This is a genomic window from Paenarthrobacter sp. AR 02 (assembly GCF_021538675.1).
Lineage (GTDB): Bacteria > Actinomycetota > Actinomycetes > Actinomycetales > Micrococcaceae > Arthrobacter.
This window is the reverse complement of the sequence record NZ_JAJUKH010000005.1, coordinates 79,392-100,116: the sequence shown is the minus strand read 5'-3', so window position 1 is coordinate 100,116 and position 20,725 is coordinate 79,392. Positions and strand designations below refer to the sequence as shown.

Genomic DNA, 20,725 nt, shown 5'->3' with positions numbered 1-20,725 from the left:
AGCGGCGATGCGACTGAGAGGTTCACCACAAAACCATGGCCAGTCTGCTGCGGGGTCTAAGCTTGAACGCATGACTCTTGAGTTTTCACAACTGGGTCTTGCCCCTGATTTCGTTGACTACATGCAGGGCTGGGACCTGCAGCGCGAGATCCACAACAAGGTTGTTGCGGGCGAGAAGAACAGCACCGTACTGCTTCTGGAGCATGCCGCCGTTTACACGGCCGGCAAGCTCACGGAGGACCACGAGCGTCCCTTTGACGGCACTCCTGTCGTTCCCGTGGACCGGGGTGGCAAATTGACCTGGCACGGGCCGGGACAATTGATCGCCTACCCCATCCTGAAGCTCAAGAACCGTGCCGGAATCCGCGACTACGTTGAGCGCCTTGAGGCAATCATGATCGCCGTGATGAAGGACTACGGCATCAACGCTGTGACCGTCAAGGGCCGGGCCGGGGTCTGGATCCTCGCCGACGAAAAGGGTCCGGACCGCAAGATTGCGGCCATCGGGATCCGAGTACTCGACGGCGTCACCATGCACGGCGTGGCCATCAACTGCAGCAATGACCTGGCACCCTATGCACAGATCATTGCGTGCGGCATCACCGACGCCAGCGTCACCACCATGTCGCTGGAAACAGGCCAAACCATCAATCCGGCCGATATCGTTGACCGCTTCGTTGAAGAATTCAGCAAGCACGAAGAAGCACTCGTTTCCACCCCCGAAGGAGCACTCCAGTGACCTTGGCACCTGAAGGCCGTAAGTTGCTGCGCGTTGAGCAGCGTAACTCGGCGGTACCGGTTGAACGTAAGCCTGAGTGGATCAAGGCCAAGGTCCAGATGGGTCCTGAGTTCGTCCAGCTCAAGAACCTGGTGAAGAAGGAAGGGTTGCACACGGTCTGTGAAGAGGCCGGCTGCCCGAACATTTTCGAGTGCTGGGAAGATAAGGAAGCGACGTTCCTGATCGGCGGGTCCGAGTGCACCCGGCGCTGTGATTTCTGCCAGATCGATACCGGCAAACCTTCCCCGGTGGACATGTTCGAACCCACGAAGGTGGCCCGCTCGGTGCAGGCCATGCAGTTGCGGTACGCCACGGTGACCGGTGTGGCCCGTGATGACCTGGCCGATGAGGGTGTGTGGTTGTACGCCGAAACGGTGCGGAAGATCCACGAACTGAACCCGGGCACCGGGGTGGAGTTGCTGATCCCGGACTTCTCCGGCAAGCCCGAGCACATCGCGGCGATCTGCGATTCCAAGCCCGAGGTGTTCGCGCACAACGTCGAGACCGTGCCGAGGATTTTCAAGCGGATCCGGCCGGCGTTCCGGTATGAGCGGTCCCTGGATGTCATCACCCAGGGCCGGGACCTGGGCATGGTGACCAAGTCCAACCTGATCCTGGGCATGGGCGAGACCCGTGAGGAGATTTCCGAGGCCCTGCGTGACCTGCACGCGGCCGGGTGTGACCTGATCACGATCACCCAGTACCTGCGCCCCTCCGAACGGCACCTTCCGGTGGACCGGTGGGTCAAGCCGCAGGAGTTCGTGGACCTGCAGCACGAGGCCGAGGAGATCGGATTCCTCGGCGTCATGTCCGGCCCGCTGGTCCGCTCCTCCTACCGTGCCGGGCGCCTGTGGGCCACCGCGATGCGCAAGAAAGGCTGGGAAATCCCCGCCGCCCTGGCCCACATCGAGTCCTCCGGGACCACCCGCCAGGAAGCCTCCACCATCCTCGCAGCCCACAGCTAACCGGCCTGCCGCACCGCACGGACAGTGCGGTGCGGCAGAATCGGTTTAACCGAGGTAGAAGCGGTTCTTGCCTTCCAACTGGTCCAGTTGGGTGCTTTCAGCGGCAACGGCTCGCGAAGTTCAAGTGCAGGACGCCGCAGAATCATGACGTGGAATTCGAAAATCGGTGGGCCCGAACGGCATGGGTATACCTCCGCTCACCGGCACAGGGGTTGATTGATCACCTGAGTCTGGCGGCTAAGTTTCGGTGTAACGTCCTGGGGCTTACCGGATATCACGTAGAATTGAGGCACTATGGCGAACTCCCCTGATTCCAGCAAATCGACCCCATCGGCCGACGCACCCAAGCGTGGGCTGTTCCAGCGCAAGCCCAAGGAAACGAAGGCCAAGAAGCCGAGCCAGCTGAAGCAGATCGCTGAAGTCTTCAAAATGACCCGGCGGAATGATCCCCAGGTTGTTTGGATCATGCTGCTGGCGTTCCTTGCAGTCGTCGCGGTTGCCTTCCTCATCGGCTACCTGCTGGAGAACTGGGTTACCGGCCTTATCATCGGCATCCCTCTGGGGCTGCTCGCCGCCGTTTTCATCCTTTCGCGCCGCGCCGAGAAGGCAGCATTTGCGCAGATCGAGAACCAGCCTGGTGCCTCCGGTGCTGCTTTGGGGACGCTCCGGCGAGGCTGGATCACGCAGGATCAGCCGGTTGCAGTGAACCCCCGCACCCAGGATGCTGTCTTCATGGCCATCGGCCGGCCCGGTATCGTCCTGGTCAGTGAAGGACCGAGCCACCGTGTCAAGCCGCTGGTGGACGCCGAACGCAAGCGCCTTGCACGTATTCTCCCCAACGTCACCATCCGTGTCCTGGAGTCGGGTCGCGGCGAGGGCCAGGTCCCGCTGAACCAGCTGGCCAAGACCATGGGGAAGATGAAGAACGAGCTCACCAAGGTTGAAGTCAACGCCGTCAGCAAGCGGATCAACTCCCTTGGCAACCGTCTGCCGATCCCCAAGGGCATCGACCCCTACAAGGCCCGCCCGGACCGCAAAGCCGCCCGCGGCCGCTGACCCGGCAGGACCCAGCAGAACGAAAAAAAGCGCGCTTTCCCATTGCGGGGAAGCGCGCTTTTCTTTATGTGTTGTCAAGGTCGAGGGCCGACCCGTCTACCTTCTGATGAGGATAGTGTTCATGGCTTTATCGTGGAGTCCACGCTGGTCCGGGTCGAAGACGACAGCTGGGATAACCAGGCAAAGCAGCAGGGTCCTCACCACAGCGGCCAGTGGACCTGCAGGCCCTCCCCCAAGGCGTACCACGTGGATACCCATGATCCTGTGACCGATGCTGTACCCCAGCGTGCCGATCAGAAGGATCTGTTCGATGGCGAAGATGGCGAGAGTCGCCCACTGGTTACCGCCGAACGCGAAATTGCTGATCACCAACGCTATGGTCCAGTCGATGACGATGCCGAAGATGCGGCGCCCGGCACGGGCAATGGAGCCAGGGCCGGACTCGGGCAGGCCGAGCCTTTCGCCTGGATATTTGGAGATGCCGGATGTGTCCGGGCCTGTCAACCACGAACCAATGTCTTTTCGATCTACCACCTATCAAGCCTAACGTCTGGTGTAGGTTGTGCCCGACCGGGACGGGCAGCAAAAACACCTTCCATGTTCGCCCAATGGACCCGCTTGGACCGAACACCCGCAAGCCGACTACCGTTTACACAACAGACGATTCTGTAACCTGCCGGAAACAATACTGACACCCCCGGGAAATCCCATCTCCCTAAGGTGGTATGAGTTGCCAGCCACCATGGCAAGGGGACACTTTTGTGCCGCCTGCCGTCGGTTTGGCTGCACCACGCGGCCTTCCGGGCCTGTTACTTGATATGCATAAGGAGCATAGATGTTCAAGACTGCGGACGAAGTCCTCAAGTTCATCAAAGAAGAAGATGTCAAGTTCGTCGATATCCGCTTCACAGACCTTCCTGGCGTCCAGCAGCACTTCAATGTGCCGGCCAAGAGCGTTGACCTCGACTTCTTCGTCAACGGTCAGCTCTTCGACGGATCTTCCATCCGCGGCTTCCAGGGCATCGCTGAGTCCGACATGCAGCTCATCCCGGATGTAACGTCTGCCTTCGTCGACACCTTCCGCATCGAGAAGACCCTCGCGTTGAACTTCTCCATCGTGAACCCCCGCACCGGCGACCCGTACCACCGCGACCCTCGCGGCGTTGCTGAGAAGGCCGAAGCCTACTTGGCATCCACCGGCATCGCCGACACCGCATTCTTCGCTCCCGAAGCTGAGTTCTTCGTCTTCGACAACATCCAGTACGAGTCCTCCCCGCAGGGCAGCTTCTACAAGATCGACTCCGAGGAAGCACACTGGAACACCGGCCGTAAGGAAGAGGGTGGAAACCTCGGCTACAAGACCCCCGTCAAGGGCGGCTACTTCCCCGTTTCCCCCACTGACAAGCAGGCGGACCTCCGCGACGCCATGTGCGTTGAGCTGGACAAGGCCGGCCTTGAGGTTGAGCGCTCCCACCACGAAGTCGGTTCTGCCGGCCAGGCTGAGATCAACTACAAGTTCACCACGCTGACCGCCGCTGCCGATGACCTGCAGAAGTTCAAGTACGTCATCAAGAACACCGCTGACGCTTGGGGCAAGTCCGTCACGTTCATGCCGAAGCCTGTTTTCGGTGACAACGGCTCGGGCATGCACTGCCACCAGTCGCTGTGGAGCAACGGCGATCCGCTGTTCTACGACGAGAAGGGCTATGCCGGCCTTTCGGACACCGCACGTTGGTACATTGGCGGCCTGCTGAAGCACTCTTCCGCCGTCCTCGCCTTCACCAACCCGACGGTTAACTCCTACCGCCGCCTGGTCAAGGGCTTCGAGGCTCCCGTGAACATGGTTTACTCGCAGGGCAACCGCTCCGCAGGTATCCGTATCCCGATCACGGGCACCAACCCCAAGGCCAAGCGCATCGAGTTCCGCGCTCCGGACCCCTCATCCAACCCGTACCTGGCATTCGCTGCCCAGCTGATGGCCGGCATCGACGGCATCCGCAACCGCATTGAACCCCCGGCTCCCATCGACAAGGACCTCTACGAGCTCCCTGCCGAGGAAGCCAAGGACATCCCCAAGGCTCCGGGCTCCTTGGAAGAGGCTCTCGAGGCTCTTCGCGAGGACAACGAGTTCCTGCAGGCCGGCGGTGTCTTCACCCAGGACCTCATCGACACGTGGATCGACTACAAGTACGAGAATGAGATCCGCCCGCTGTCGCTGCGCCCGAACCCGTACGAGTTCGAGCTCTACTACGGCGTCTAACTGGATCGCGCGGCAGAAGCGACCGTAGTCCGCAGACCGCCCGCACGAATCAAGACACACGAAAGGCCGGCCCCAAGTTTCACTACTTGAGGCCGGCCTTTTTGGCGCGATCCTTCTACTGACGGGCGTTCCAGCTTTATTCTCGGATGGGCGGGTCCTTTCGAACCACGACGCCTTCGTCCCCGGGGAGTACCTTCCCCTGATCCCGCTCGGTTTGATCCTCAACGTTGAGCTCCCAGGCGTCGCCCGGCGAGCAGTGCGCAGTAGCACCAACGCCGTCCGACTTGTCAGATGCATCAGTATCGAACTCAGCCCGGAGGACCGACAAGAAGGACTCCGGAGCCTTCCCACCTTAGACAGCTACGCGCCGCCGCCAGCCGAGAAAATATCCTGCGAAATCTTCTGCAACTGACCCCGCAACTGCTCCAACTCCTCCTTGGCCTTATCCAACGCAGCCTTCGTCTCCGGCCACGTCGAACCACGGAACTCAGCAGCCAACGGACCATCCCACACATTCGGATCCGACAACACACGACCCTGCGCATCCAACGCCGAAATCTGATCCGTAAAACCACCAGTAATAATCGACTGCACCTGACCAATAGCAGCCTTGGCCTGCTCAGTAGACAACACACGCGACATAGAAACCCCCAAAGTGAAATTAGTAAACCGGCGTCGCAACACCACCGGGCTGGACATGCCCGACACTATCAATACCCAACCAATAAATCCAACAACTGGGGAAATTGCTCGCCCTTGGTGCACGCATGCCGCAGAAGAAGGCCAGGGCCAGTCTGAAAGGACTGGCCCTGGCCTTCTCCGTGTGTGCAAGTGCTACTCGGACTTTTCGTGCTCACGTTCGCGGATGTTCCGGGTGATTTCGTCGAGTTTGTCCTTGACGAAACTGGCGGCGTCCGTCAAACCCTTTTCAGCGCTGCCGAGCGGGTCCAGCTGCAGGTAGACCTGCTTGTCGATGGGCAGGTCGTATTCGTCCTTCAGATGGGTGCCGCCACCAACGCCGTTGAGGGACAGGTAGACCAGCGCCTCGGTCCGGGCGATGCCTGCGATCGTCCCGAAGACAACAGTGAAGTCGTTGGGCTGAAAGCTCACGGACTGTCCGACGTGGCGCCGGTCCAGCTCTCCGGCGGTGATCGCCTTTTCGGTAGGACTTCCGTTGTATTCCATGTACTCCCCCTATGCGTCGAGATCAGTGACAGAAGAAGTCTATAAGGTTACTTAGCGTCAGGCATCCCACATCAGTGCTTGGTGGTAGGGGCTTGTCCTGGTTGCTCTGGGGCTGCGCAGTCCGCACAGAACACCTGGTCTGTTTCTTCACCGCAGCACTGGCAGCGATGGAGCAGGGCCGCTGATTCGATCACATAGGCTGTCATAGGGACCATGCTGCCCGCCTGCGCCCCTTCGGGACACGAGTAGTGTGTACTCGTTTTTTCGTTACGGCTGGCCGCGACTACTTGGATTCGAACAACCGGACCCCCTGGCCTCCCGGCACACTGCCGGCGCCGGCCCCCTCGCCACCAGTGCTTGCCTCGGCGTCGGCAAAGGTTGCGAAACACCGCCGGCAAGCAAATGTCCCGCCCGGACTGTGGCGCGACGCCCAGTGCGGCCCCGCCTGCTTGCAGCGAAAGCAGCACGAGTCGGAGAAGGCAGCCCCCTCAGCATCCAGCATCACTGTCACGGAAGAAGTCTAGGTGACACGGTGGGTCCAGGGACAGGCCACTGAAGCCCGCCTACTGCTTTCCGTACTTCTTGTGCACAGCCTGCTTGCTGACGCCCAGGCAGAGGGCTATCGCTTCCCACGACAACCCCGCTTGCCGGGCAGAACGAACCAGCGAGGCCTCGGTACGGCCCACTTCCTTCTGCAACTCCGCCACGGCGTAGAGTGCCTCCGCCGGCCCCATTCCGTCCATCGATCCCACAAGCGTCTTCATTCGATCCACCTCCATGCCGTCAACCATAGTTGACGGAGGCGGAAGTCGTCAATCAACGTTGACGCCTCCGTTAGCCCAATTCCCTGTACATGGTCCGCTGCGGACCGGCGGTGCCCCCGAGGTATTGCCCGGTGTCCACGAAGCCCGCCTTGCCATACGCGGCAAGCCCCGCCGGGTTGCGCTCGTTGACGGAAAGTACGACGCCGGCCTGGCCGCCACCCAGCCTTGCCGTCAGCTTTCGCGCCTCCTCCACCGCGGCGCGCGCGGCCAGGGAGCCCAGGCCGCGCCCTTGGCTCCGCGAGTCGATAAGGAAGCCCCTCAATAGCCACGCAGACTCATCGCCTGCCCAGCCAGCGAGGCTCGCCGCCCCGGATTGAAGCGTCAGCACGCCCACTGCCGCTCCCCCGGATTCGATCACGTAAGGAAACCGGGAATCTTCTTCCAGGCCAATCAGCATCATGCGCAGCGGATCGCCCACGAAGCTGCGCTGTGAGTCGTCGACCGACATCGCAGCCACCGCGCCCAACTGAATGGCGCGGGAGTCGTCGTCGAGCATTTTGAGGGGAATCAACCACACATCACCCAGCCAGTCCTGATCGCTGCCGATTGAAATCTGTTCCTTGGAGTCATCTTCGAGCATCTTCGTCTTTTCTCCCCGTAGGGTTATCCCAACAGTGTCCAGCAACGGAGGCATCGCGTCGTGAACCAGCCCAACGTCATCCTGATCTGCGTCGACGAGTGGCGGGGCGACTGCCTGTCCGCGGACGGGCACCCCTTCGTGGAAACTCCGCACCTTGACGAATTGGCCAGGCACGGCGTTCGCTTCACCAAAGGCTATTCTGCTACCCCGTCGTGCGTTCCCGCTCGCGCAGCCCTGTTCACGGGACAGTCACAGGAACGGCATGGCCGGGTTGGCTACAACGACGGCGTACCTTTCCACGCCGTCCACCCGGTGACCGTACAGGATGAGTTCCGGAAAGGCGGCTACCACACGCAGGCCATAGGCAAGATGCACGTGTGGCCCGAACGTTCCAGACTCGGTTTCGACGACGTCATCCTGCATGACGGATACCTTCACCACGCCCGTCAGGAACACCGACAACAGTTCGGCATGTTCGACGACTACGTCCCCTGGCTCCGAAGGCAACCCGGCATGGGCCCCGACGCCGAGTACTTCGACCACGGCGTCAACTGCAATTCGATTGTCGCCCGGCCGTGGGACAAGGCAGAGAATCTGCATCCCACCCACTGGATCGGCACGCAGGCCATCGAATGGATGCACCGGCGGGACCCCGTCAAGCCCTTCTTCCTCTACCTTTCGTTCCATCGGCCGCATCCGCCGTACGACCCGCCGTCGTGGGCCTTTGAGCAGTACCTCAACCTTCCCCCCTATGAAGCCGTCACGGGTAACTGGGAACATCATTGGGACGAGCACCGCCAGGACGGGGACTATCAGGCCAGCTACGGCAAGATTCCCGACCACGTGGTGCACCGGGCACGAGCGGGATATTACGGGCTGATGGCCCAGATCGACCTGCAGATCAACCGGATCAAGGAGTCGCTGGCTGACTTCGGGTTGCTGGAGAACACTGTCATTGCATTCACCAGCGACCACGGCGAAATGATGGGTGACCACCACATGTTCCGTAAGGCAGTTCCGTACGAGGGTTCCGCCCGGGTGCCTTTCATCATCGCCGAATCCCCTGCTGCGGAAACCGCTGCGCGTGGGATAGTCGTGGAGCACGTGGTGGAACTCCGGGACATCATGCCCACGCTGCTGGACCTCGCCGGACTGCCGATCCCGGACTCCGTCGACGGCAAGTCACTGGCGTCGATCGTCCGCGGCGAAAGCAGCCACGCTGTCCGCGACATCCTGCACGGCGAGCACGTGTATTGGGGACAGAACCTGCACTGGCTGACGGACGGCCACCATAAATACATCTGGGGTTCCGGCCAGGGAACGGAAGAACTATTCAACCTCGACGCCGATCCCCAGGAGCGCTTCAACCTCGCCGATGACACCGCCAACCAGGGAGAACTGCAGCTGTGGCGCGAACGCATGGTGGAGACGCTGCGTGACCGCGAAGAGGGCTACGTCGTTAATGGCAAGCTGACGCCTGGAGCCCCAGTGGTGGCCATGTTGCGGCATGCAAGGGAGAAGGCAGCGGCGTGCCGGTGAAAAGGCCGGCAGAGCTAGTTGCCGTAGAACCGTCTTTCGAACACTCCCCTGGCACGACGACTGAGCCGTAGGTAATCCTCCTCGAACTGCCCCGCGTTACCGGGTGCGTACCCACACCAGCGTGCTGCCGCTTCCAGGTCCTTACGCGAGGACGGAAGGAGGTCCGAAGCCCGGCCTGTCACGATGACGTTCGCGGAACGGATTCGGCTGGCAAGCTGCCATGCCTCCCGCAACAGCGCGGCGTCGTCCCCGTCGATGAGATCAAGTTTTTCGGCGGCCGCCAGTGCCTCCACGGTTGAACTGGTCCGGAGCTCCGGGTGTTTTCCGGCATGCTGGAGCTGAATCAGCTGCACCAACCACTCAACGTCGCTCAGCCCACCACGGCCCAGCTTCACATGCCGCGCCGGATCAGCACCGCGAGGCAACCGTTCGGACTCCACACGTGCCTTGACACGGCGAATCTCCCGAACATCTTGCTCGGCAAGTTCCTCCGGGTAACGGATGGGATCGATGAGCTTGACGAAATCTGCGGCGAGCTCATCCGAGCCTGCCATGGGGCGGGCGCGCAACAGCGCCTGGGCCTCCCAGATCAGCGACCACCGGCGATAATACTCTGCATACGAGTCCAGCGAACGCACCATGGCACCGTTCTTGCCCTCGGGCCGGAGATCGGCGTCCACCATCAGGACCCGCTCCGCCATGATGGCCGGCTTGAGCGGCTGGGTGAGGAAACTGGAGATCTTGGCGACAATCGTCGTCGCCTGTTCCTGGGCCTCCGCATCACTGAAACCGGGGCGGGCGCGGTGGACGTACATAACATCCGCGTCTGAGCCGTAACCGATCTCGCGTCCGCCTTGCCGACCCATCGCGACCACCAGGACATCCGTCTTCAACGGACCTTCCGCTGACACCACCGATTCCGCGACATGCAAAGCACCAAGGACGGCTGCCCGGTCCGTCTCGGCCAGAGCGAGCCCAACGGCGTCCTGATCCAGCAACCCGGCACTGTCCGCAATGGCGGTCCGCAGGATTTCCCGACGCCGGATCAACCGGATAAGCCGCATGGCGCTTTCAGGGTCGGGGTGGCGGGACAGCTTGGACTGGATTTCCTGCCATTGGGCCTCAAACCGGATTGGCGCAAGTTCCTTGTCGCTCCCAAGCCACGCCACGGACTCCGGCGAAACCTCCAACAGGTCCGAAATCAGCCTGCTGTTGGCCAGGACCTGGCACAGCCGCTCGGCGGCCGCCTGGGAATCGCGAAGCAACCCCAAATACCAGTGCGTGGTTCCAAGGGCCTCGCTGACACGACGGAAGGCGAGTAGCCCGGCGTCGGGATCCACTCCTTCGGCCAGCCATCCGAGAAGGATGGGAAGCAGCTGGCGCTGCAGCGCCGCGCGCCTGCTGACTCCTGCGGTAAGCGCCTCGATGTGCCGCATCGCCCCTTGGGGATCCAGGTAACCGAGTGCGGCGAGGCGGCCTTGGGCTGCCTCAGGAGTAAGCCTGGCGTCCTCGCTGCTCAGCTTCGCCGCAGTATTGAGCAGCGGCCGGTAGAAGATCCTTTCGTGCAATTCGCGGACCGACTTCTTGGTCTTCTGCCACGTCCCCATCAACTGGTCGGGATGCGGGCGCTCAAGCGAGAACGGCCCCAGGACAGCCTTGGCAAGGAAACGCTGGGCGTCTTCAGTGGCCGGCATCAGATGGGTCCTGCGCAACTGGAACAACTGGATGCGGTGTTCGAGCAGGCGGAGGTACCGGTAGGCGTTGTCGAAAGCAGCGGCGTCGGCGCGGCCAATGTAGCCTCCGGCGGACAGTGCTGCGATAGCGGAGGTGGTGTCCCTGCAGCGCAGGGATTCATCGGACTTGCCGTGGACCAGCTGCAACAACTGCACGGTGAACTCGACATCCCGGAGTCCGCCGCGACCCAGTTTGATCTGGCGTTGTTCCTCGGCCGCTGGAATGTAGTCGGTCACCCGGCGGCGCATAGCCTGCACGGATTCAACAAAGCCGTCACGCCCCGCGGAGGACCACACCAGTGGCTCCACGGCTTTCTCGTAGCGCTGGCCAAGTTCACGGTCCCCGGCGATGGTACGCGCCTTGAGAAGTGCTTGGAATTCCCAGCTCTCGGCCCACCGCGCGTAGTAGCTCAAGTGCGATGGCAGGGTGCGGACCAGGGGCCCTGACTTGCCTTCCGGCCGCAGGTTGGCATCGACCTCCCACAGCCCGGGCTCGGGAGCGGACGACGAGATGGCCCGGGAGATCCCTGACGCCAGGGCCGTACCGATGGTTGAGGCGCGCGCGTCGTCGAGCTCTCCTGATTCAACGACGTAAATGACGTCGACGTCGGAAATATAGTTCAGCTCGCGGGCACCGCATTTGCCCATCCCAATGACCGCAAGTCCGACGTCGGCAATCTCCGCCGGGTCGTACTGGGCTGCCGCTTCGGCCCGGGATACAGCCAGCGCCGCCTCGATCGCGGCACCAGCGAGATCCGCCAGCTCGGCACCGGCCGATGGCATGAAATCCTGTGGCGAGGCAGCACAGAGGTCCTTGATGGCAAGCTCTGTCAGCCCCCGCCGATACGCTGTGCGCAAAGCGGCGTAAGCCGGCATCCCGGTGATTCCAGCAATCGGACGCTGGGCACCGGGTTCGGCTTTGACTGAGCGCAGAAGCATAGTCCGGAGATCTTCGCTGGAGGCCTGAAGGGGCTCCGGGCTGATGCGGACATCAAACACATCCAGGTGCTCCGGGTGCCGGATGAGGAACTCCCCCAGGGCTTCCGAGGCGCCCAGAAGCCGGTACATGGGCTCACTGGCATCCTGGTGTGCTGCGGCCAGCTTTTTCAGTCCGGGATTCTTCTCAATGAGCCTGACCAGCGATTGGAGTGCCGTGTCCGGGCTGGCCGCCATGGCAAGCCCGACAAACAGCGCGTCCTCGTCAATCCCTTCAAGTTCCGGGGCAGCGAGGAAGCGTTCGCCCTTTTCGAGGTCACTGAATCCGGCTGAGATGAGCCGACGTGCGAGGCTCATTGGCCCCGCCTACAGAATGCCGAGGTTGCGCTGCAACTCGTACGGCGTGACCTGGAGGCGGTAGTCCTGCCATTCCGCACGCTTGTTGCGCAGGAAGTGCTCAAACACCTGCTCGCCAAGGATCTCGGCAACCAGCTCGGACTCTTCCATGGCGCGGATGGCATCGTGGAGGCTGGCCGGCAGCGGTGCGTGGCCCATGGCTTTGCGCTCGGCCGTGGTCAGCGACCAGATGTCATCTTCGGCTGCGGCGGGAAGCTCATAGCCTTCCTCGATCCCCTTCAGGCCGGCGCCCAACAGCACGGCATAGGCCAGGTAAGGGTTGGTGGCTGAATCGATGCCGCGGTACTCGATGCGGGCAGACTGCCCCTTGCCGGGCTTGTAGAGCGGCACGCGTACCAGGGCAGAACGGTTGTTGTGGCCCCAGCTCAGGTAGCTTGGTGCCTCGCCGCCGCCCCAAAGGCGCTTGTAGGAGTTCACGAACTGGTTGGTCACAGCCGTGAATTCGGGTGCGTGCTTGAGGATGCCGGCAATGAACTGGCGCGCCGTCTTGGACAGCTGGAACTCCGCCCCGGCCTCGAAGAAGGCGTTAGTGTCGCCTTCGAACAAGGAGAAGTGCGTGTGCATGCCGGAGCCCGGGTGGTCGGTAAACGGCTTGGGCATGAAGGTGGCGTATGTCCCCTGCTGCAGGGCGACCTCTTTGATCACGGTGCGGAACGTCATGATGTTATCCGCGGTTTGAAGCGCATCCGCATAGCGGAGGTCGATTTCATTCTGTCCCGGTCCGCCTTCGTGGTGGCTGAACTCCACTGAGATGCCAACCGACTCGAGCATGGTGACCGCAGTGCGTCGGAAGTCCTGCGCTACGCCGCCGGGAACGTGGTCGAAGTACCCGCCTTCGTCCACGGGGACCGGCGATCCGTCAGGACCGAGGTCCTTGGACTTCAGCAGGTAAAACTCAATTTCCGGATGGGTGTAGCAGGTGAAACCCATGTCCGCGGCTTTGGCCAGGGTCCTCTTGAGGACGTTGCGGGGATCGGCAGCCGAGGGCTCGCCGTCCGGCGTCAGGATGTCGCAGAACATCCTGGACGTCTGCTCGGTTTCACCGCGCCACGGAAGAATCTGGAAAGTCGACGGGTCAGGCTGCGCGAGCATGTCGGACTCGAACACGCGGGCCAGGCCCTCGATGGCTGAACCATCAAAGCCAAGGCCCTCCTCGAAGGCACCTTCCACTTCAGCCGGCGCCAGCGCAACAGACTTAAGCGAACCTACGACGTCGGTGAACCACAAGCGTACGAAGCGCACGTCACGCTCTTCGATTGTCCGCAGAACGAACTCTTGCTGGCGGTCCATAGGGCCTCTTTTCCGATTCGGTGTCCATGCCGCTGGTTTCACTTGGAGTGAAGCCACGGCAGCTCAGCCTTCACTCTACTAAGAGTTCCGTGCTAATGCCGCAGCAGTAGCTGCGCGTAACACAGCGTTTACACAAGGTGACGCCGGGCACAGTGGTGGCAGGCGTCGTCGGCACGGCTTAGGCTCTATCCATGGCCCCGAGCAACCTTCCTGAGTCCAACACGCCCACCGAAGTTCCCGCCCCGTACGGCAACGGCCCCTCGGCAGCGGCACAGCAGCCGTCGGCAGCCGGGAGGAAGCCCGCGGGCAGGGTCCGGATCCACCACCTTCAGCAGGCCAAGGACAACGGCGAGCACTTCGCCATGCTCACCGCCTATGAGCAGTACACCGCCGAGATTTTTGACCAGGCCGGCATCGAGGTCCTCCTGGTGGGTGACTCTGCATCCAACAACGTCTTCGGCAACGAGACCAGCCTTCCTGTCACCGTCGATGAACTCCTGCCGTTGTGCCGTGCCGTTGCCAGGTCGGCCAAGCGCGCTCTGGTCGTCGCCGACCTTCCGTTCGGAAGCTACGAGGTTTCAGCTGAGCAGGCGGTCGCCACAGGTGTCAGGTTCCTCAAAGAAGGCCTCGCGCACGCCGTCAAGATCGAGGGCACTGCCTACTACGCGGACACCGTGAAGGCAATGGTCCAGGCGGGCATCCCCGTCATGGCCCACATCGGGTTCACACCCCAAAGCGAGCACTCCCTGGGTGGTTACCGGGTCCAGGGCCGCGGGGACGACGCCCAGCGCCTGGTCGATGACGCTGTGGCCCTCCAGGACGCGGGCGCCTGCAGCGTCCTCATGGAGATGGTCCCGGCGGACACCGCGGCAACCGTGGACGCTGCCCTTCGGGTTCCCACTGTCGGCATCGGAGCGGGCAAGAGCACAACAGGCCAAGTACTCGTCTGGCAGGACATGGCAGGCCTGCGGGGCGGAAAGATGGCCAAGTTCGTCAAGCAGTACGCGGACCTTCGCACCACATTGAGCGATGCCGCAGCAGCGTACGCGGAGGACGTCCGGTCCGGGCAGTTCCCCGGACCGGAACACTCCTTCTAGTCCTCGTCCTGGGCGTCCCAGGCGTCATTGCGCGCTTTGACCTTCTCCAGGGCGTGCTCGGCTTCTTCCCTGGTCTTATAGGGGCCAATCAGCTGGGTCCAGTCGGACATTGCGTCCTCTTCGATCTCGTGCGTCTTGACGTTGTACCAGTACTCCGTCACGTCTCCTCCTCGGTCCTTGGGCTATTGGACGCGTAACGTTGGCGGGGTCACAGGAACCCAATCACATTTTGTTACTTGCGTCTCTTGCGTGCCTTATATGATCAATCTATGCCTTCTCTAGCTTCGACTGCACCCATTGGCGCCCTCACCCCGGGAACCATCAGCCCTGAACGACCCGTCCCGGCGTCGATCCCCCGGCCCGAGTATGTCGGCAAGAAGGCACCGGCCAAGTTCACGGGCTCCGAAGTGAAGTCTGCCGAGACCATCGAGAAGATCCGGATTGCCGGCAAGATCGCGGCACAGGCGATTGTGGAAGTTGGCAAGCACATCCAACCCGGAGTGACCACCGACCACTTGGACAAGGTCGGGCATGAGTTCCTGCTGGACCACAATGCCTACCCCTCAACCCTCGGCTACCGGGGCTTCCCCAAGTCGCTGTGTTCCTCACTCAATGAGGTCATCTGCCACGGCATCCCGGATTCCACGGTGGTGCAGGACGGCGACATCCTGAACATCGACATCACGGCCTTCATAGGCGGAGTCCATGGTGACACCAATTACACATTCCTGGTTGGCGACGTGGACGAAGAATCCCGTCTGCTGGTTGAGCGCACGCAGGAGTCGCTCAACCGGGCCATCAAAGCTGTGGCCCCGGGCCGCGAGATCAACGTCATCGGCCGGGCCATCCAGTCCTACGCAAAACGCTTTGGCTATGGCGTTGTACGCGACTTCACTGGCCACGGCGTGGGTGAGGCGTTCCATACCGGCCTCATCATCCCCCACTACGACGCAGCCCCGGCGTACAACACCGTGATCGAGGCAGGCATGGTGTTCACCATCGAACCCATGCTGACCCTTGGCACCATCGAATGGGATATGTGGGCCGACGACTGGACGGTCGTCACCAAGGACCACAAGCGCACGGCCCAATTCGAACACACCCTGCTGGTCACAGAGACCGGCGCGGAAATCCTGACCCTTCCCTGAGCCCCTCCGGAAGGTCCCAGCAGCCCGGGAGGCTGCGCCATGCCCATCCCCTCCTGCCACGATCGGAAATGCATTGTCCAAGAAGGATGAGAAGACCCACAAGAACGCCCCGCTGATCGGAATCGACATCGGCGGCACCGGCATCAAGGGCGGCATCGTCGACCTGAAGAAGGGCAAGCTGATAGGTGACAGATTCCGGGTCCCCACTCCGCAGCCCGCAACGCCCGAGGCCGTCGCCGACGTCGTCGCCCAGATCGTTGAAGAACTGTCCAGCCGTCCCGACGCACCTGCAGCCGATTCCCCGGTGGGCGTGACGTTCCCGGGCATCATCCAGCATGGCGTGGTCCACTCAGCGGCCAATGTCGACAAGACCTGGCTCAATACCGACATCGATGCCGCTTTCACCAAGCGCCTGGGACGCCCCGTTGAGGTCATCAACGACGCCGACGCCGCCGGCCTTGCCGAGGCCCGTTACGGCGCAGGCGAAGGCGTGGATGGAACAGTCCTGGTGATCACCCTGGGCACCGGGATTGGATCTGCTTTCATCTTCAACGGCCAGCTGGTCCCCAACGCCGAACTGGGTCACCTCGAGGTGGACGGGTTCGACGCCGAAACCAAGGCATCGGCTGTTGCACGCGAACGCGACGGCCTGAGCTGGGACGAATACGGTGTCCTGCTGAACCGCTACCTGCAGCACGTGGAGTTCCTGTTCTCCCCTGAGCTCTTCATCGTGGGCGGCGGCATCTCCAAGCGCTCCGACGAATACTTCCCGCACCTGCAGTTGCGCACCAAGATCGTGACTGCCAAGTTGAAAAACGACGCCGGCATTGTTGGCGCTGCACTTGAGGTGGCTTTGCACCACAAACTCGCCAAGTAGGGGCGAATGCCCGAAAAGTCTGGGAACGGCGTCGCGACTGTCAGCGGTGCCAGCCGTGGCATCGGCGCAGCAGTCGCCCATGCCGCGGCAACGGCCGGTTATGGCGTCGTGGTCAATTACTCAGCTGATGCCGACGGCGCCCACGCTGTAGTCCGTCGCATCGTTTCCCAAGGCGGCCGCGCACTGGCCGTACAAGCCGACGTCAGCCAACCGGCCGACGTCGTTCGCTTGTTTGACCAAGCCGCGACCTGGGGCACGGTGACCGCGGTCATCAACAACGCTGCCATCACCGGCGACCAGATCGGCACCCTGGTGGAGGTGCCTGCCGAGAAGGTACAGCGGGTTGTCGACGTCAACGTCTCGGGCATGATTTTCATGTGCCAGGAGGCTGTGCGGAGGCTGTCAACGGATCATGGCGGCAGCGGTGGGAACATCGTCAGCATCTCCTCGACAGCCACCAAAGCCGGCTCGCCCGGCACCTGGGTGCACTACGCCGCAACCAAAGGGGCTGTGGATGTCCTGACGGTGGGGTTGGCATCCGAAGTGGCCAAGGAGGGAATCCGGGTCAACGCAGTGGCTCCCGGCAGCACCATCACTGGGCTCCATGCGGCAGCAGGTATGCCGGACCGTGTGGAGAAGCTGAATCCAACCATTCCCATGGGTCGCGGTGCCGAACCCGAGGAAGTCGCTGCCGCAGTGATGTGGCTGATGTCCAGCGAAGCCGGCTACATCACCGGGGCCGTTCTTCCTGTTTCGGGCGGGCGATAGACCGGCCCTTTGCCACGCGACGGTCGCTGCTTGGTGCCGGTGGCGGCTGCGGCTTCCCCTCCGCTGCCGCCACCGGAGCTAGAGTTGGCTCTTCTCGGAGCCTTTGGCTTGCTTGGTGCCTGCCTTGGCGTGGGCCTCGGCCTCATGGCGGAGCAAGGAAATGGCAGATTCGAAGTCCTCCAAGGACTCGAATGCCTGGTACACGCTGGCAAAACGCAGGTACGCTACCTCGTCCAGATTCCGCAGCGGTCCGAGAATCGCCAGGCCAACCTCGTGGGCATCGATCTCTGCTGCGCCCGACGAACGGATGTTCTCTTCGACTTCCTGTGCAAGCATGGCCAGATCATCCTCAGTGACGGGACGCCCTTGGCATGCCTTGCGGACGCCACTGATGACCTTAATGCGGCTGAAGGGCTCTCCCACGCCGGATCGCTTGATGACGGAGAGGCTGGTCGTTTCCACGGTCGTGAAACGCCGGCCGCATTCCGGGCACTGGCGTCGCCTGCGAATGGAGGAGCCGTCGTCGGCCATTCGACTGTCAACAACACGGGAGTCAGGATTCCGGCAGAACGGACAATACACGCTGGGCCTCCCCTGACAGCTCCGGCACAGGACTTGCCGGCAGGCCGCCGGATACGCAAAGGTGCCGGAAGATAACTTCCGGCACCAGTTTACGGTCCATCACACGGTAATGACAAGCGTGTAACTACTACATGTAGTGGTAGGCACCCTTATATATAGTGGTTTACGGTCAAGCGAACCGGATCCGCACGGCGTCGCCATGACCCGGCAGGTCCTCCGCGCCCGACAAGCTGACGATATGCGTGCTGACCTGCTGCAGGGCATCGCGGTCATAGTTGATGACCTGCACTGCGCGCAGGAAGGTGGTCACGTTCAATCCGGACGAGAAAGCGGCGGTGCCGCTGGTGGGCAGAACATGGTTGGAGCCTGCACAGTAGTCGCCCAGGCTGACAGGGCTGTACTCACCGACAAAGATCGCCCCGGCGTTCCGTATCCGGGACGCGACCGAAGCTGCGTCCGCAGTCATGATTTCCAGGTGCTCGGCCGCGTAGGCGTTGCATACGGCGATCCCCTGCTCCAGGTTATCGACCAGGACCACCCCGGACTGGGGCCCGGACAGCGCCTCAAGAACCCGGGCACTGTGCTTGGTGGCAGCAGCCTGCCGTGCAAGTTCACGCACGACGGCGTCGGCCAGGTCCGCGGAGTCCGTCACCAGGACAGAAGCTGCTTTGGGATCGTGCTCGGCCTGGCTGATCAGATCGGCAGCTACAAGGGGTGCCTGTGCCGTGGCATCGGCAAGGACCGCAATCTCAGTGGTCCCGGCTTCAGAGTCGATGCCCACAACGCCCTTCACCAGCCGCTTGGCGGTGGCCACGAAAATGTTGCCGGGACCGGTCACAACATCGACAGGTTCGATCGGCTGTTCATCACCGGATCCCGGAATGCCATAGGCAAACGACACAATTGCCTGCGCGCCACCAATGGCATAGACCTCGTCGATGCCCAGGAGCTTGGCTGCCGCCAGGATGGTGGGGTGCGGCAGGCCACCAAAGTCCTTTTGCGGAGGCGAAGCCAAAGCGATGGACCCGACGCCGGCAGCCACAGCCGGGACCACATTCATGATCACGGATGACGCCAAAGGAGCCAGGCCGCCAGGGACATACAGCCCAACACGGCCCACGGGAATCCAGTTCTGGCTGACCACTGCACCGTCGCCCAGTGAAACGTCCACATTGGCGGGCCGCTGCCGGTCCGCGAACCGGCGCGCCCGACTGATCGATTCTTCCAAGGCCGCGCGAACCTCTGGGTCGAGCTCTTCCAGCGCCTGCGTCAGTGCTTCGGCCGGGACCCGGGGGTGGGACTGTTCCACGCCGTCGAACGTCCTGGCCAGCTCGCCCAGGGCAGCGAAGCCCTCGCTGCGAACAGCAGAGATGATGTCCTGGACCTTTTGCTCGGCGTCGGCCATTGTCTGATGGCGTGCCCTGGGAACGGCTTCGCGCAGTTCGGCAAGCGAAAGGTGGCGGCCCCGGAAGTCGATCGTGCGGAAATCGAGGGCAGCTGCTGGGGCGGAAGTATCCGGGGAAGTGGTCACCCGGCTATTTTACGGGCTTCTTCGAAAGAACCCCGAACAGCGCCAGGACAAACGTCATGAAGGCCAAAGCTCCTGGCCACAAGACCAGTACCGCATAAGAGCGCAGCGTGAAACCGTACCCTGCACCGAGGGCCGGGTCCGGGGCCTGGCTCCACAACTGACCGGCCAGCAAGCCAACAAGCCAGGCGATTACGGCGCCCACCGCCCCACCGAGCAGCGCGAAAGCCAGCAGACGCGGCGCATCGATGCCCTGCAGCTTCCCGTCCAGGGCAAGCCCGGTTGCACACCCGGCGAGGAGCACCAGGGCGGCGAGCACCAAGTCCCGCGGAAGCCACGACTCCGGGTCCGCGGGATTAGCCAGGTCCGGGTTACCCGAAAGGAGGTTGAGCCCGCCCGGGGCCAAGAGCCACCAGAGCACGCCCAGGACCACGCCCAAGGCTGCGGGAAAGGCCACCCAAAAAAGTACGTCCTTCAACTGCCGCGGGCTACGGGCCGGAGCCGGTTCGGAAACGGAAGGAAGGCTCACACTGGGCTCGGTCATGCAACCCACATTAACAAAGGTTCACGCTGGCCCGGCAAAAGACGGGGGTGGCGCACCCGGGGAATACCCTGAGAGGAAGAAACACAACCAGTCCAGGAGAACAACAACGTGGCAAGCGAAGAACCCGGCTTCGAGCAGACCTTCAGGGAGATGTTCCGCCGGCATGCAGCAGGGGTGGCCATCATCACCGCCAACCTCAACGGCAAACCATTCGGTTTCACCGCAACCTCAGTGGCCTCTCTGTCCGCCGAACCGCCGCGCTTCACCTTCAACATGGCCCGGAGTTCCAGTTCCTGGCCAGCAGTGGCCAACGCGGAATACATTGGCGTCCACATGCTCGGTCTTGAAAACCAGGCCTTGGCCAATCGCTTCGCCCGGACCCGCGACCGCTTCGAAGGCGACCACTGGGAGCCTGGCCCACACGACGTGCCGATCCTCAAGGACGTCAGCGGCTGGCTCGTTGGAAAGATCCAAATGCGCTTGTCGTTCGAAAACAACGCGGTGGTGGTGGTTGAGGTCGTCGACGGCCAGGTAGGCGACGACGGCACTCCCCTGCTGTATCACAGCGGCACGTACAGCAAGCCGGCGCCGCTCGATTACGAGATCTGAGCCCTCCCG

General features: G+C 62.4%; 21 protein-coding genes. 10 read left to right on the top strand and 11 right to left on the bottom strand.

The features are described 5' to 3' along the window. The first annotated feature begins 7 nt into the window (after window positions 1-7). The 3 genes from lipB (at window position 8) to LRQ04_RS12395 (ending at window position 2,799) form a co-directional block, all read left to right on the top strand. Window positions 8-739, top strand: coding sequence for a lipoyl(octanoyl) transferase LipB (gene lipB, locus LRQ04_RS12405; protein ID WP_255774167.1), 732 nt, complete (start codon window positions 8-10; stop codon window positions 737-739). Beyond that, complete coding sequence (gene lipA, locus LRQ04_RS12400; RefSeq protein ID WP_178995563.1) at window positions 736-1,743, top strand: lipoyl synthase; 1,008 nt, start codon at window positions 736-738, stop codon at window positions 1,741-1,743. Before lipB ends, lipA begins: the two co-directional genes overlap by 4 nt. Window positions 1,744-2,037: 294 nt before the next feature. Next, the gene (locus LRQ04_RS12395) at window positions 2,038-2,799 is read left to right on the top strand and encodes a DUF4191 domain-containing protein (RefSeq protein WP_235520462.1); all 762 of its coding nucleotides are present in this window, start codon (window positions 2,038-2,040) and stop codon (window positions 2,797-2,799) included. 96 nt (window positions 2,800-2,895) lie between these two features. Here the strand turns inward: LRQ04_RS12395 and LRQ04_RS12390 are convergent, their stop codons facing one another. Continuing rightward, the gene (locus LRQ04_RS12390; RefSeq protein WP_235520461.1) at window positions 2,896-3,333 is read right to left on the bottom strand and encodes an RDD family protein; all 438 of its coding nucleotides are present in this window, start codon (window positions 3,331-3,333) and stop codon (window positions 2,896-2,898) included. Window positions 3,334-3,634: 301 nt separating this feature from the next. Between LRQ04_RS12390 and glnA (LRQ04_RS12385) the strand changes: the two genes are divergently transcribed. Continuing rightward, a complete protein-coding gene (gene glnA / locus LRQ04_RS12385) occupies window positions 3,635-5,059 on the top strand; it encodes a type I glutamate--ammonia ligase (protein ID WP_211711292.1) in 1,425 nt (474 codons plus the stop codon). Window positions 5,060-5,419: 360 nt separating this feature from the next. On the opposite strand, the gene LRQ04_RS12380 is transcribed toward glnA (LRQ04_RS12385), so the two are convergent. The 4 genes from LRQ04_RS12380 to LRQ04_RS12365 form a co-directional block, all read right to left on the bottom strand. Then, window positions 5,420-5,758, bottom strand: a complete 339-nt coding sequence (locus LRQ04_RS12380) for a pyrophosphorylase (protein ID WP_235520460.1) — start codon at window positions 5,756-5,758, stop codon at window positions 5,420-5,422. 135 nt (window positions 5,759-5,893) lie between these two features. Next, a complete protein-coding gene (locus LRQ04_RS12375) occupies window positions 5,894-6,244 on the bottom strand; it encodes a hypothetical protein (protein ID WP_235520459.1) in 351 nt (116 codons plus the stop codon). A gap of 563 nt (window positions 6,245-6,807) precedes the next feature. Then, on the bottom strand, window positions 6,808-7,023 hold the full coding sequence (locus tag LRQ04_RS12370) for an AsnC family protein (RefSeq protein ID WP_235520458.1): 216 nt from the start codon (window positions 7,021-7,023) through the stop codon (window positions 6,808-6,810). A gap of 55 nt (window positions 7,024-7,078) precedes the next feature. Then, window positions 7,079-7,648 (bottom strand): GNAT family N-acetyltransferase, encoded by a 570-nt coding sequence (locus LRQ04_RS12365; protein WP_235520457.1) that lies wholly within the window; start codon window positions 7,646-7,648, stop codon window positions 7,079-7,081. 60 nt (window positions 7,649-7,708) lie between these two features. Here LRQ04_RS12365 and LRQ04_RS12360 point away from each other — a divergent pair, with 60 nt between their 5' ends. Beyond that, window positions 7,709-9,187, top strand: coding sequence for an arylsulfatase (locus LRQ04_RS12360; protein ID WP_235520456.1), 1,479 nt, complete (start codon window positions 7,709-7,711; stop codon window positions 9,185-9,187). Between the two features lie 14 nt (window positions 9,188-9,201). Here LRQ04_RS12360 and LRQ04_RS12355 read toward each other — a convergent pair whose 3' ends face one another. After that, a complete protein-coding gene (locus LRQ04_RS12355; RefSeq protein WP_235520455.1) occupies window positions 9,202-12,213 on the bottom strand; it encodes a bifunctional [glutamine synthetase] adenylyltransferase/[glutamine synthetase]-adenylyl-L-tyrosine phosphorylase in 3,012 nt (1,003 codons plus the stop codon). 9 nt (window positions 12,214-12,222) lie between these two features. Then, window positions 12,223-13,563, bottom strand: coding sequence for a type I glutamate--ammonia ligase (gene glnA / locus LRQ04_RS12350; RefSeq protein ID WP_090825698.1), 1,341 nt, complete (start codon window positions 13,561-13,563; stop codon window positions 12,223-12,225). A 191-nt stretch (window positions 13,564-13,754) separates the two neighbouring features. Here glnA (LRQ04_RS12350) and panB point away from each other — a divergent pair, with 191 nt between their 5' ends. Continuing rightward, window positions 13,755-14,660 (top strand): 3-methyl-2-oxobutanoate hydroxymethyltransferase, encoded by a 906-nt coding sequence (gene panB, locus LRQ04_RS12345; protein ID WP_235520454.1) that lies wholly within the window; start codon window positions 13,755-13,757, stop codon window positions 14,658-14,660. Here the strand turns inward: panB and LRQ04_RS12340 are convergent. After that, window positions 14,657-14,821, bottom strand: a complete 165-nt coding sequence (locus tag LRQ04_RS12340) for an SPOR domain-containing protein (protein WP_235520453.1) — start codon at window positions 14,819-14,821, stop codon at window positions 14,657-14,659. The two genes, panB and LRQ04_RS12340, sit on opposite strands and share 4 nt — an antisense overlap. Before the next feature lie 108 nt (window positions 14,822-14,929). Here LRQ04_RS12340 and map point away from each other — a divergent pair, with 108 nt between their 5' ends. The 3 genes from map (at window position 14,930) to LRQ04_RS12325 (ending at window position 17,453) form a co-directional block, all read left to right on the top strand. Continuing rightward, the gene (gene map, locus LRQ04_RS12335) at window positions 14,930-15,808 is read left to right on the top strand and encodes a type I methionyl aminopeptidase (protein WP_235520452.1); all 879 of its coding nucleotides are present in this window, start codon (window positions 14,930-14,932) and stop codon (window positions 15,806-15,808) included. A 73-nt stretch (window positions 15,809-15,881) separates the two neighbouring features. Then, the gene (gene ppgK / locus LRQ04_RS12330; RefSeq protein ID WP_235520451.1) at window positions 15,882-16,685 is read left to right on the top strand and encodes a polyphosphate--glucose phosphotransferase; all 804 of its coding nucleotides are present in this window, start codon (window positions 15,882-15,884) and stop codon (window positions 16,683-16,685) included. Between the two features lie 6 nt (window positions 16,686-16,691). Next, on the top strand, window positions 16,692-17,453 hold the full coding sequence (locus LRQ04_RS12325; RefSeq protein ID WP_235520450.1) for an SDR family oxidoreductase: 762 nt from the start codon (window positions 16,692-16,694) through the stop codon (window positions 17,451-17,453). Window positions 17,454-17,531: 78 nt separating this feature from the next. Here LRQ04_RS12325 and nrdR read toward each other — a convergent pair whose 3' ends face one another. The 3 genes from nrdR to LRQ04_RS12310 all read right to left on the bottom strand — a co-directional run bounded on the left by nrdR (window position 17,532) and on the right by LRQ04_RS12310 (window position 20,107). Next, window positions 17,532-18,035 carry a transcriptional regulator NrdR gene (nrdR, locus tag LRQ04_RS12320; protein WP_235520449.1) on the bottom strand — a complete coding sequence of 168 codons (504 nt, stop codon included), beginning with the start codon at window positions 18,033-18,035 and terminating at the stop codon, window positions 17,532-17,534. Window positions 18,036-18,204: 169 nt separating this feature from the next. Beyond that, the gene (hisD, locus tag LRQ04_RS12315) at window positions 18,205-19,566 is read right to left on the bottom strand and encodes a histidinol dehydrogenase (protein WP_235520448.1); all 1,362 of its coding nucleotides are present in this window, start codon (window positions 19,564-19,566) and stop codon (window positions 18,205-18,207) included. A 4-nt stretch (window positions 19,567-19,570) separates the two neighbouring features. After that, the gene (locus LRQ04_RS12310; protein WP_235520447.1) at window positions 19,571-20,107 is read right to left on the bottom strand and encodes a hypothetical protein; all 537 of its coding nucleotides are present in this window, start codon (window positions 20,105-20,107) and stop codon (window positions 19,571-19,573) included. A 108-nt stretch (window positions 20,108-20,215) separates the two neighbouring features. Here LRQ04_RS12310 and LRQ04_RS12305 point away from each other — a divergent pair, with 108 nt between their 5' ends. Further along, entirely contained in the window at window positions 20,216-20,716 is a 501-nt protein-coding gene (locus LRQ04_RS12305) for a flavin reductase family protein (RefSeq protein WP_235520446.1), read from the top strand. Window positions 20,717-20,725: the final 9 nt, after the last annotated feature.

Bases quoted from the DNA above. Each gene is read 5' to 3' on its own strand.
- LRQ04_RS12365 (WP_235520457.1), bottom strand. From the start codon at position 7,648: ATGCTCGAAGATGACTCCAAGGAACAGATTTCAATCGGCAGCGATCAG.
- glnA (WP_090825698.1), bottom strand. From the start codon at position 13,563: ATGGACCGCCAGCAAGAGTTCGTTCTGCGGACAATCGAAGAGCGTGAC.
- LRQ04_RS12375 (WP_235520459.1), bottom strand. From the start codon at position 6,244: ATGGAATACAACGGAAGTCCTACCGAAAAGGCGATCACCGCCGGAGAG.
- LRQ04_RS12325 (WP_235520450.1), top strand. From the start codon at position 16,692: ATGCCCGAAAAGTCTGGGAACGGCGTCGCGACTGTCAGCGGTGCCAGC.
- LRQ04_RS12355 (WP_235520455.1), bottom strand. From the start codon at position 12,213: ATGAGCCTCGCACGTCGGCTCATCTCAGCCGGATTCAGTGACCTCGAA.
- LRQ04_RS12370 (WP_235520458.1), bottom strand. From the start codon at position 7,023: ATGGAGGTGGATCGAATGAAGACGCTTGTGGGATCGATGGACGGAATG.
- LRQ04_RS12380 (WP_235520460.1), bottom strand. From the start codon at position 5,758: ATGTCCAGCCCGGTGGTGTTGCGACGCCGGTTTACTAATTTCACTTTG.
- map (WP_235520452.1), top strand. From the start codon at position 14,930: ATGCCTTCTCTAGCTTCGACTGCACCCATTGGCGCCCTCACCCCGGGA.
- panB (WP_235520454.1), top strand. From the start codon at position 13,755: ATGGCCCCGAGCAACCTTCCTGAGTCCAACACGCCCACCGAAGTTCCC.
- glnA (WP_211711292.1), top strand. From the start codon at position 3,635: ATGTTCAAGACTGCGGACGAAGTCCTCAAGTTCATCAAAGAAGAAGAT.
- lipB (WP_255774167.1), top strand. From the start codon at position 8: ATGCGACTGAGAGGTTCACCACAAAACCATGGCCAGTCTGCTGCGGGG.
- LRQ04_RS12395 (WP_235520462.1), top strand. From the start codon at position 2,038: ATGGCGAACTCCCCTGATTCCAGCAAATCGACCCCATCGGCCGACGCA.
- LRQ04_RS12310 (WP_235520447.1), bottom strand. From the start codon at position 20,107: ATGACCGAGCCCAGTGTGAGCCTTCCTTCCGTTTCCGAACCGGCTCCG.